Origin of the sequence: Streptomyces sp. UW30 (genome assembly GCF_008042075.1) — a bacterium.
GTDB lineage: Bacteria > Actinomycetota > Actinomycetes > Streptomycetales > Streptomycetaceae > Streptomyces.
The window spans coordinates 1,856,248-1,867,346 of the sequence record NZ_RDBN01000037.1 but is presented as its reverse complement, the minus strand read 5'-3'; the positions used below and the strand labels follow the sequence as shown (position 1 = coordinate 1,867,346).

8 protein-coding genes and 2 pseudogenes are annotated in these 11,099 nt (G+C 72.1%); 7 read left to right on the top strand and 3 right to left on the bottom strand.

Annotation, left to right across the window (positions count from 1 at the left end):
• Positions 1–13 precede the first annotated feature (13 nt).
• Positions 14–124, top strand: a pseudogene (locus EAO75_RS48670) (TerD family protein); the annotation flags it as partial.
• A gap of 9 nt (positions 125–133) precedes the next feature.
• On the opposite strand, the pseudogene EAO75_RS27270 reads toward EAO75_RS48670, so the two are convergent.
• Positions 134–682, bottom strand: a pseudogene (locus EAO75_RS27270) (TerD family protein); the annotation flags it as partial.
• Between the two features lie 301 nt (positions 683–983).
• On the opposite strand from EAO75_RS27270, the gene EAO75_RS27265 reads away from it, so the two are divergent.
• The 4 genes from EAO75_RS27265 to EAO75_RS27250 all read left to right on the top strand — a co-directional run bounded on the left by EAO75_RS27265 (position 984) and on the right by EAO75_RS27250 (position 5,644).
• A complete protein-coding gene (locus EAO75_RS27265; protein WP_147997652.1) occupies positions 984–1,415 on the top strand; it encodes a DUF6643 family protein in 432 nt (143 codons plus the stop codon).
• A 44-nt stretch (positions 1,416–1,459) separates the two neighbouring features.
• Complete coding sequence (locus EAO75_RS27260; RefSeq protein ID WP_147997651.1) at positions 1,460–2,284, top strand: MOSC domain-containing protein; 825 nt, start codon at positions 1,460–1,462, stop codon at positions 2,282–2,284.
• A 203-nt stretch (positions 2,285–2,487) separates the two neighbouring features.
• Positions 2,488–3,093, top strand: coding sequence for a hypothetical protein (locus EAO75_RS27255; RefSeq protein ID WP_147997650.1), 606 nt, complete (start codon positions 2,488–2,490; stop codon positions 3,091–3,093).
• 109 nt (positions 3,094–3,202) lie between these two features.
• The gene (locus EAO75_RS27250) at positions 3,203–5,644 is read left to right on the top strand and encodes a right-handed parallel beta-helix repeat-containing protein (protein WP_187284586.1); all 2,442 of its coding nucleotides are present in this window, start codon (positions 3,203–3,205) and stop codon (positions 5,642–5,644) included.
• 31 nt (positions 5,645–5,675) lie between these two features.
• On the opposite strand, the gene EAO75_RS27245 is transcribed toward EAO75_RS27250, so the two are convergent.
• Positions 5,676–8,042, bottom strand: a complete 2,367-nt coding sequence (locus tag EAO75_RS27245) for a lipase family protein (protein ID WP_147997648.1) — start codon at positions 8,040–8,042, stop codon at positions 5,676–5,678.
• Between the two features lie 290 nt (positions 8,043–8,332).
• Between EAO75_RS27245 and EAO75_RS27240 the strand changes: the two genes are divergently transcribed.
• The gene (locus EAO75_RS27240; protein ID WP_147997647.1) at positions 8,333–9,163 is read left to right on the top strand and encodes a DeoR/GlpR family DNA-binding transcription regulator; all 831 of its coding nucleotides are present in this window, start codon (positions 8,333–8,335) and stop codon (positions 9,161–9,163) included.
• Positions 9,164–9,223: 60 nt separating this feature from the next.
• On the top strand, positions 9,224–9,691 hold the full coding sequence (locus tag EAO75_RS27235) for an SRPBCC family protein (protein WP_147997646.1): 468 nt from the start codon (positions 9,224–9,226) through the stop codon (positions 9,689–9,691).
• Between the two features lie 155 nt (positions 9,692–9,846).
• Here EAO75_RS27235 and EAO75_RS27230 read toward each other — a convergent pair whose 3' ends face one another.
• The gene (locus EAO75_RS27230; protein WP_147997645.1) at positions 9,847–10,971 is read right to left on the bottom strand and encodes a PLP-dependent cysteine synthase family protein; all 1,125 of its coding nucleotides are present in this window, start codon (positions 10,969–10,971) and stop codon (positions 9,847–9,849) included.
• Positions 10,972–11,099 lie beyond the last annotated feature (128 nt).

Sequence of the window (11,099 nt, the reverse complement as noted above, 5' to 3'; positions counted from 1 at the left end):
CTCCGGACCGGGCGTGCCCGACGCGGACGCCTCGGCGCTGTTGCTCGTCGGCGGAAAGGTCCGCTCCGACGCCGACTTCGTCTTCTACAACCAGCCCGAGCACTCCTCCGGCGCCGTCCGGCACGAGGGCAAGCGGGACGCCGGCGGCCGGGTGACCGACAGCCTGCTCGTCGACCGTGATGCCGTAGTCGGTGGCCAGGCCCTCCAGGCCGGTGCCATAGCCCTGGCCGACGGCACGGAACTTCCAGGCGCCCTGGCGGCGGTAGAACTCACCGAGGACGAAAGCGGTTTCGACGCTGGCGCCCGTGCTGTCGAAGCGTGCGATGACCGTGCCCTGGGCCGCGTCCTTGACCTCGATGTAGAGGTCCGGCACCTGGCCGAACGATCCGCCGTCCGCGGAGGCGGCGAGGATCACGGTCTCGATGGCGGGCTCCACGCGCGCGAGGTCGACGAGCAGGCTGTCGGTCACCCGGCCGCCGGCGTCCCGCTTGCCCTCGTGCCGGACGGCGCCGGAGGAGTGCTCGGGCTGGTTGTAGAAGACGAAGTCGGCGTCGGAGCGGACCTTTCCGCCGACGAGCAACAGCGCCGAGGCGTCCGCGTCGGGCACGCCCGGTCCGGAGCCCCAGCCCAATTCGACCCGCAGCGCCGTCGTCGGCACCGGAGCATTCGACCCCTTCGGCATTGACATGTCCGCCCCCACTCAACGGCTCTCCGCGCCAGGGATGCCCCTGTCGCTCATTGGGTTCTTGTACAGGGTCAACCTATTCTCCGCGACATCGAACTCCCACGAGGGGCACGGAAACACCCGTGGTCAACCTGCGGTAACCCGCTCGGAACTCGGCATTTACACGATCCGAACGCTGATTGGCGTCCCTTTTTTGCCAAGTTCGCTCGCATTGGGGATCCGGCGTCACTGCGGACACATAAAACAACCCTCTTATCGGTCTCCCCAACCAGCACATCGTGGGCTTACCTTATGTGCCATGACCTCCCCCCGCTCCACCTATGGCGGCGGCTACTACTCCGCCTCCTTCCCGGACACCCCGATCTACGACAGGCTCGTCGCCGAGCGGGGCACCCCGCAGATCGCCCCGATCCGGGTCCCCGCTGCGTACGACATGCCGGGCAGCCACCTGCCCGCCCTGCCGTCGGCACTGCCCGCCCTCCCGGCGGCACCTTCACAGCCCTCCTACGGCTATCCGCAGGCCCAGCAGCCCGCTCCGCTGCAGCAGGCGCCCGCGGCCTACATCCCGCAGCAGGCGCCCCCGCGCGGCTACCCGGGTCCGCAGGCCCAGCAGCCTCGGCCGGTGGCCCCCGGCGGCATGGGCTACGAGGCGATGCGCCCCGCGGCCCCCCGTCCCGCCGCGGCGCCCTACCAGGACCCGTACAACAACCAGCAGTACCGCGGCTACTGACCCGTTCCCCCGGGGCTGTCGGCGCCACCTGGCACGATGGCCTCATGGGGTATGCACAGTTGCAGTCGATTCACGTCCATCCGGTCAAGGCGTTCCGGGGCACAGCGCACTCGGAGGCCGTCGTGGAGCCCTGGGGGCCGGCCGGTGACCGACGCTGGATGCTGATCGACGCCGGGGGAAAGGTCGTGACGCAGCGCCAGCAACCGCGCCTGGCGCTGGCCGCCGCCGAGCTGCTGCCCGGCGGCGTGCGGCTGACCGCACCCGGCATGGACCCGCTGACCGTGCCCGTGCCGAGCACCGTCGGCACCGTGCCGGTGGAGATCTTCCGCGACAAGGTCGAGGCGGTCCTCGCCGACGACGACGCCGCGCACGCGTGGTGCAGCACCTATCTCGGCGCCGACGTGCGCCTGGTCCACATGCCCGACCCCGGCACGTGCCGGCCCGTCGACCCGGAGTACGCCCTGCCGGGCGAGACCGTCAGCTTCGCCGACGGCTACCCTCTGCTGCTCACCACGACCGCCTCCCTCGACGCCCTCAATTCCCTGATCGCACAGGGTGATCACGCGCACGAGGGCCCGCTGCCCATGAACCGCTTCCGGCCGAACGTCGTCGTGTCGGGCACCGAAGCCTGGGCCGAGGACGACTGGTCGCGCGTCGCCATCGGCGAGGTCACCTTCCGGGTGCCCAAGAAGTGCGGGCGGTGCGTGGTGACCACGACCGACCAGGCCACCGCCGAGCGCGGCAGGGAGCCCCTGCTCACCCTGGCCCGACACCGCCGCCTGGACGGCAAGCTGGTGTTCGGCCAGAACCTGGTGCCCCTGCACCGGGGCACGATCCAGGTCGGCGATCCGGTCACGATTCTCGGCTGAGAGGCATCCCGCGGGCGTCGGTCGGACGGGAACCCAGGCCGGGGGCCCGTGCGTTGGGCCTTTCGTGAGAAGTTCATGAAAGGCCCCGGAAGACGTTCATGATGGGCCCCGGAAGCAGGTGATTTCGCTCTCTCTTCGGCGGGGCCCGCGGGTGAACGGCTCGGCCACGGGTTATCACGGAGCGGGAAGGGGGTGGCCGGACGATGCGGGCGATCAGCGGACTCTGGCGCTGGCGGCACAATCCGCTGCGCCGTGCGACCGATCTGGCCGAGGCCTGGGTCGCGCTCGCGGCGCTGCTGCTGATCCTGGCCGTGACACCCCTGATCGGCTCTCTGGTCGGCGGCCTGGCCCAGGACGCCCTGCAGGAGTCCGTGCGCGAACAGCGCGCGTCCCGGCACATGGTGACGGCGACGGTGGTCCGCAAGGTGGAGGGCACCTCGCTGGAGGTGGACCCCGAGGCGGCCACCGGGCGAGAGATGCGCACCCGGGTCGTGGCCGACTGGACCGCACCGGACGGCACCGCGCACCAGGGCCGGGTGATGGCGAGCCTCGACAGCCCGCAGCCGGGCGACCGCTTCCGGATGTGGACGGATCAGCAGGGCCACGCCGTGGCCCGCCCGCTGGACTCCGCGACGGCGGCGACGCACGCCGTGCTCGCCGGATTCGGCGCGGCCCTGCTGACGGCCGGCCTCGTCGAGGGCGGCAGACGGCTGGTCGTCTGGCGCATGGTCCGTCGCCGGTACGCCCGTTGGGACCAGGCATGGGACAGAGCGGGTCCGGACTGGGGCCGGACCGGCGCCGGCAGCTGACGGCCTTCCGGCTCTGGTCAACCCACCGCCCGCGCGCACGCTACGGTGGTCCGGCCGAGGTCTTCGGCAGCAGAACCCGCGTACTACGAGGTGGGGGCACATCAACGCCATGGCACAGGGCACGGTCCAGGTGACGCACACCGGCACCTCGCGGTGGCGGCGCCGCACGGGTGAGTACGCATCGCTCGCTGCCGCCCTGGAGGCCGCGGCCGACGGCGACGTCCTCACCGTCGCGCCCGGCACCTACCGGGAAAACCTCGTCGTCCAGCGGGCGGTGACCCTTCGCGGCCCCGAGGGCTCCCCCGGCTCGGTGCGGATCGCGCCCGTGGACGGTGTGCCGCTGACGGTGCGTGCCTCGGCCGTGGTCCAGGACCTGCATGTGGAGGGCCAGGACGCGGCGGCGCCCGCGCTGCTGGTCGAAGAGGGCGCCCCGGAGCTGACGGACGTCCGGATCGTCACGCGGTCCGCGGCCGGCATCGAGGTGCGCGGCGGCGCGCGGCCGACCGTGCGGCGCTGCACCGTCGACAACCCCGCGGGCATCGGCATCGCCGTACTCGACGGCGGGGGCGGCGTGTTCGAGGAGTGCGAGGTCGTCTCGGCCGGGCAGGCCGGCATCGCCGTGCGCGGCGGCGGGCACCCCCGCCTGGAGCGCTGCCGGGTGCATCACGCCTCGGGTTCCGGGCTGACGGCGACCGGTGAGAACTCCGCGCTGGAAGCGGTCGGTTGCGAGGTCTACGAGGTCCGGGGCTCCGGCGTCCAGATCACCGGCCGGGCCACCGCCCACCTCACCGACTGCGATGTGCACCGCACCACGGCCGACGGTGTCACGCTCGACACGGACGCGGTGCTGACGCTGGCCGACTGCCGTATCCACGACATCCCGGAGAACGCGGTCGACCTGCGCTCCCGCTCGGTCCTCACCCTGACCCGCACGACGGTGCGTCAGTTCGGGCGCAACGGCCTGTCGGTGTGGGATCCGGGCACGCGCGTGGACGCCAATCAGTGCGAGATCTTCGACAGCACCGGCGACTACCCGGCAGTGTGGGTCAGCGACGGCGCCACCGCCGTACTGGACTCCTGCCGGGTGCACGACGTGCCGGACGCGCTGTTCGTCCTCGACCGCGGCTCCCGGGCGGACGTCGTCGACAGTGACCTGTCGCAGGTGCGCAACACGGCCGTGTCGGTGAGCGACGGCGCGACCGCGCAGCTCGACGACTGCCGGATCCGGGACGCGGCGACGGGCGCCTGGTTCCGGGACCACGGCAGCGGCGGCACCCTCAACAACTGCACCGTGGACGGCACACAGACCGGCGTGATCGTCACCAAGGGCGCCGACCCCACCATCGAGCGCTGCACGGTCGACTCCCCCGCGGAGGCCGGGTTCTATGTCTCGGCGGGCGRCCGTGGCACCTTCCTGAACTGCCGGGTGCGGGGCAGCGCCGGCTACGGCTTCCATGTGATCGACGGCTGCCGCACGACGCTGCGCAAGTGCCGTACGGAGCGGTGCGCGCGCGGCGGTTACGAGTTCGCGGACAGCGGCCCGGACGCGGCCTCCGGGGCGGGCCCGGACGTGGAGGACTGCACCAGCGACGAGAGCGCGGGCCTCAGGCAGCCGCCCTCGGCGCCGGAACCCGCCGTGCAGACGGCTCACCAGTCCCCCGGCCTCCTCGGCGCCATCCCCGGCCAGCGCACCACCGAGCAGGAGCCGCTGATCGCCGCCGCCGAGGCCGAGAAGCCGTCGCGGACGTCGAAGGCCGTCCTCGGTGAACTGGACGCGCTGGTGGGCCTGGACAGCGTCAAGCGCGAGGTGCGCGCGCTCACCGACATGATCGAGGTGGGCCGGCGCCGTCAGCAGGCCGGTCTCAAGGCGGCGTCCGTCAAGCGCCATCTGGTCTTCACCGGCTCCCCCGGCACCGGCAAGACCACGGTCGCCCGCCTGTACGGCGAGATCCTCGCCTCCCTGGGCGTCCTGGAGAAGGGCCACCTGGTCGAGGTGTCCCGCGTCGACCTGGTCGGCGAGCACATCGGCTCCACCGCGATCCGCACCCAGGAAGCCTTCGATAAGGCACGCGGCGGTGTGCTGTTCATCGACGAGGCGTACGCGCTGTCGCCGGAGGACTCGGGCCGGGACTTCGGCAAGGAGGCCATCGACACGCTGGTGAAGCTGATGGAGGACCACCGGGACGCGGTCGTGGTGATCGTCGCGGGGTACACGGCCGAGATGGAGCGCTTCCTGTCGGTCAACCCCGGTGTGGCGTCCCGTTTCTCACGCACCATCACCTTCAGCGACTACGGCCCCGAGGAGCTGCTGCGGATCGTGGAGCAGCAGGCCGAGGAGCACGAGTACCGGCTCGGTCCGGACGTGGCCGACGCCCTGCTGAAGTACTTCACGGCGCTCCCCAAGGGCCCGGCGTTCGGCAACGGCCGCACGGCGCGCCAGACCTTCGAGGCGATGGTGGAACGGCACGCGAGCCGGGTCGCCCAGCTGGCGGATCCCAGCACGGACGACCTGACGCTGCTCTACACGGAGGACCTGCCGGAGCTGCTCTGACCCCGGTCGGCCCCCTCCTGAGTGGCCCGGATCAGCTCTCGGGCGGGGCCTCGGGCCGCTGCGTCGGCACCCCGGCGTCCTGGCCCTCGGGCCTCAGCCGGGCCAGCAGCCGCTCCCGTTCCTCCGCGAACACCGGGTCGGCCTGGTATTCGCCGTGGCCGAGGATGGGGGCCGGCAGGGGGTGTTCGGGTGTACGGCCGTACGCCAGCGGGTCCTTGAGCGCCTCGCAATCCACTGCGGGGTCGCCGGGCAGCCGCACCGGGCCGCCGATGGGGTCGGTGAGCCGGTACAGGTTGCGCCAGCAGTCGACCTCGCCGTGCAGTGAGGTGAGCGCGGCCGGGCCGAAGTGCGCCGGGAACCAGCGGCCGTACAGGCGCTCCAGCGGCGAGCCGTACGTCAGCAGCGCGACCCGCTTGCGGTCCGTCGGCGTCAGCTGCCAGGCCGCTGCGGCCGCGAGGACGCTGCCCTGGGAGTGTCCGGAGATGACGAGACGGCGGCCTTCCCCGGCGCGGGTCCAGGTCGCCATCCGCCAGGTGAGGTCGGGCACCGCGCGTTCGGCGTAACAGGGCGGCGCGAAGGGGTGCGCGGCGCGGGGCCAGAAGGTGCCGACGTCCCACAGAATGCCGATGGTGCGCCGCGCCGAGGCGTCCTTGTAGGCGCGCCTGCCCCAGGTGACGAACAGTATGAAGCCGACGCCGATCAGCCAGGAGCCCAGTGCCTGCGCGGTCTGGGCGGCGCCGTGCACGAAGGCGTACGTCGCGTCGGCGGCGTCGCTCGGTGTCTCGTCGGTGGTGAGAGCGCCGACCAGGGCTCCGGCCCCGAGGAGCAGGGTCGCCGTGGACGTGACGGCGACGACGAGGGGGGCGCGGTCGGTGAGCGTCGCCATCGCGCGCGTGGTCGCGATGCGGCGGGTACGGGCCGTGTCCCGGGGCTCTCCGACGTAGTCGACCTCCACCTTGCCCAGCTCGGTACGGCGCAGCCGCCAGGCCCGCCATGCCAGCCAGCCGCACAGCAGCAGAAGAAGGACCAGCAGCGGCGGGATCACGGACGCCTGCCAGGTCAGCAGGACCGGCGGGCCGACGATGGACGCGCCGGTGCCGTCCAGCCAGTCGGCGACCCGCTGGGCGACGCCGCCGGACATCACTCCGCCGAGGGCGCAGGCCAGCATCACCACGGCCGGTCCGCCGAGGCCGCGCATCGCGGCGCGCGGGTCGGGCTGTGCGCGGTGCAGAAGGTGGGCGACGACGGCGAGGACGATGACGAGCAGGCCCTGGAAGAAGGCGATCGCGCCGAAGGTGGGGTCGCCCGGGAGCCGGCCGGCCGACGTCCAGCCCGGCCGGTCCCATCCGGCGTACACCAGGGCGAGCGCCAGCAGGACGAGGGCGGCGAGCGGCAGCCGTCGTACGAGATGCTCGTCGAGTTCCTGGTCGAGGCGGTTCTCGCTGCGGCCCCGGCGGCAGACCACCCAGACCACCACGGCCGCGCAGGCGACGATCGCCGCGTCCAGGGCCCAGCCCAGTGTGTCGAGCAGCGCGGGGCCGCCGGACCCGCGGTCGAAGCGGGCCGCCGCCGAGGCGACCGCCGCGGCGACCGTCAGCAGACCGGCGGCGGTGTGCGCGGCGCGCAGCCGGGCGACCAGGCGACGGCCGTACCAGAAGCCGGGGCGGCCGAGAGAGGTGTTGCCGGACTCCTCGTCGGGCTCGGGTGCGCGGGTCATCGGCTGTTGGGACTCGTACGCGCTCCAGGTACGGCGGGAGAGGTACCACAGCAGGCCGGTCAGCGCGGCGGGCACCAAGGCGGCGAGGGCGAGCCTGCGGCCGGGGTGGCTCCACCAGCCGTCGTCCGAGACCGCCGGGGACAGGAAGCCCAGCCAGCTGTGCCGCTCGGCGCACGCGCGCGTGCCCGCGCACTGCCAGGCCGCGAGGTCGAGGGCGACCTCGCAGGCGGCCGCGACGAGCAGCACCGTGAGCGTCAGCCCCGCGAGCCGTACGAGCAGGCCGTACAGGCGCACCGTCCGGGCGCGGTCCCGGGTGGTGGGGCGCATCCAGTGGGCGAGGTTGACCACCATGAAGGGCAGCAGCAACAGCCACAGGGCGCGTGCGCTGTTGCCGGAGGTGAGGTTGCACCAGACGTAGGCCTCGGGGACGGGTTGTCCCTGGTGGTCGTCGGGTCGGTCCTCGGCGTCGTCGGCGCGCCGGAAGACGGCGGCCGTGTCGTCGCCGGTGATCCGCACGGTACGCGGATCGTCGAGCATCTCCTGCGGCGTGGTGCCGCCGACCCCGTGGACCAGGAGTTCCAGGGCGGCTCCGGCGCTCTCGGCGCTCGTGCCCTGGTCCGCGGACTCCTTCGTCGTCGCGTCCGCCCTGTTGTCGGCGGCGCGTTCCGGCGCACGTTCCACTGTTCGCACTTCCCCCGTGACGAGCCGTCGGCTTCTGTCCGTGCGGGCACAAGGATCTCCCTCGGGACGGTCCCTCACACCTCTCGTCACGGAATCTCCCCGTTCCGTGTGAAGTAGAGGGGAACAGGAGATGCCGAAGTGACATGCGCGCGTCGTGACGGCCAGTGGCGCGACCGGTACCCCTCCGTGCGAGGATGGGTCGTCCCGCGCACCGGAAGGGGCGAGAATGTCCTTGTCGGAGGGGGTGCGCAGGGATGTCTGACGGCAGCGGCGAAAGGACCGGAGCGTACGTGAGCGAGAATCAGAACCTCCTCGCGGAGCAGCGGCGCGCCCTGATCCTGGACGAGGTACGGCGCCGCGGCGGGGTGCGTGTCAACGAGCTGACCCGCAAGCTCGGCGTGTCGGACATGACGGTGCGCCGCGATCTCGACGCGCTCGCCCGGCAGGGTGTGCTGGAGAAGGTGCACGGCGGCGCGGTACCGGTCGTCGAGGCGAGCACGCACGAGCCGGGCTTCGAGGCCAAGTCGGGTCTTGAGCTGACGGCCAAGGAGGACATCGCGCGGGCGGCGGCCGAGTTGGTCGCGCCGGGCAGCGCGATCGCGCTGTCGGGCGGTACGACGACGTTCGCGCTGGCGCACCAGCTGGTCGACGTTCCCGACCTCACCGTGGTCACCAACTCGGTGCGGGTCGCCGACGTCTTCCACGCCGCGCAGCGCACGACGGGCCCCCGGCAGGGCGCGGCCACGGTCGTGCTGACCGGCGGGGTGCGCACGCCGTCCGACTCGCTGGTGGGCCCGGTGGCCGACCAGGCGATCGCGGCGCTCCACTTCGACGTGCTGTTCCTCGGTGTGCACGGGATATCGGTCGAGGCCGGCCTGTCCACGCCGAACCTCGCGGAGGCCGAGACCAACCGGCGCCTGGTGCAGTCGGCGCGGCGGGTCGTGGTGATCGCCGACCACACCAAGTGGGGTGTGGTGGGCCTGAGTTCGTTCGCGGCGCTGGAGCAGGTCGACACCCTGGTGACGGACGCCGGGCTGGAGTCCGAGGCGCGCTCGGAGATCTCGGAGCATCTGCGGCGGCTGATGGTGGCCGGTGAGCCCGATGAGGGTGCAGACATCTGACGGGGTGCCAGCTAGGGTGGCGCTGCCCGGTGCAGCCTCGCCCACAGGGGGTTCTCGTCCATGGCTCATCTGCTGCGTGAGGTGGGGCTCGACTTCGTCGGGACCGCGCCCGTACGGCACGTCTTCGCACGGGAGATATCCGCTCCCCCCGAGACGGTGTTCCACGCGCTCGCCGAGGATGTGCCGGGCTGGCCCGAGTGGTTCGCGGCGGTGACGCTGGCCCGCCCGCTGGACGACGGAGCACGGCGCGAGGTGCGTCTCAAGGGCGGCACACGCTTCGAGGAGACGATACTCGCGGCGAAGAGCCCCGACGTGTACGCCTACCGCGTCGACCTCACCAACGCGCCGGGGGCGCGGGCCATGGTCGAGGAGTGGCGGCTGGCCCCGGCGGGGACCGGCACGCGCGTGCAGTGGACGTTCGCCGTGGACGGCACGGCACCCTTCCGGTTCGCGTTCGGTCTCGCGAAGGCCGGTCTCGGGCGGACGTTCCGGGGCGCGGTGGGGGCGCTGGACCGGCGGCTGACGTGACGCTCCGCCGGGAGGGCCGCGACAGGCGGCCGGTCGTCCGCGGGTCCGTCGTGGCTGGTAGCGCCCGCGCGGCGGAGCCGCACATCGATACAGCCCGCGCCCCTCAGGGCGTTGCCGGACCGTAGTCGGCTGTGCCGAGGCCACTCAAGCTTCGGTCACTCGGGCCAGACTCCCGTCTGCAGGAGCTGTTCGATGGCCGTCGAGTACGGCGCGATGTCCAAGCCCTGCTCGGTAAGCCACGCGTCCGAGTAGTACTTGTCGAGGTACCGGTCCCCCGGGTCGCACAGCAGCGTCACCACGCTCCCGCGCCGTCCCTCGGCCACCATCTCGGCGACGATCTTCAGCGCGCTCCACAGCCCGGTTCCGGTGGAGCCGCCCGCCTTGCGGCCGATGGCCTGCTCCAGGGCGCGCACGGCGGCCACGCTCGCCGCGTCCGGCACCTTCATCATCCGGTCGACGGCGCCGGGTACGAAGCTGGGTTCCATGCGGGGACGGCCGATGCCTTCGATGCGGGAGCCGCAGTCGCAGGTGACGTCCGGATCGCCGGTGGTCCACCCCTCGAAGAAGCAGGAGTTCTCCGGGTCGGCGACACAGATGCGGGTGTCGTACTGCATGTAGTGGACGTACCGGGCGAGGGTCGCGGAGGTGCCGCCGGTGCCGGCGGTGGCGACGATCCACGCGGGCTCGGGGAACCGCTCCAGCTGCAGCTGACGGAAGATGGACTCGGCGATGTTGTTGTTGCCGCGCCAGTCCGTGGCCCGTTCGGCGTAGGTGAACTGGTCCATGTAGTGGCCGCCGGTCTCCACCGCGAGGCGGGCCGACTCCTCGTACATCTTCCGCGAGTCGTCCACGAAGTGGCACTGTCCGCCGTGGAACTCGATGAGGCGGCACTTCTCGGCGCTTGTCGTGCGCGGCATGACCGCGATGAAGGGCACGCCGATCAGCTTCGCGAAGTACGCCTCGGAGACGGCCGTCGAGCCGCTGGACGCCTCGATCACCGGGCGGTCCGGCCGGATCCAGCCATTGCACAGGCCGTAGAGGAACAGCGAACGGGCGAGCCGGTGTTTGAGGCTTCCCGTCGGGTGCGTCGACTCGTCCTTGAGGTACAGGTCGATGCCCCACTGCTCCGGCAGCGGGAAGCGCAACAAGTGCGTGTCGGCCGAACGGTTGGCGTCGGCCTGCACCTTGCGCACGGCTTCTTTCAGCCAGACGCGGTAGCCCGCGTCGCTGTGGTCGACGTCGAGGGTCACGCCGGACGGGGTCTGTTGGACGGTACTCACGGCGGTGCTCCTCGGGCTGTGCGGCAGTGCGAATCGCGCTGCCGTCGCTTCGAGCATAAACATCTTCCGCACGCTTCTCACCTGCATAAACACACCTTTGAGAGCCTCAAAGGCATCCCTGGACCGGT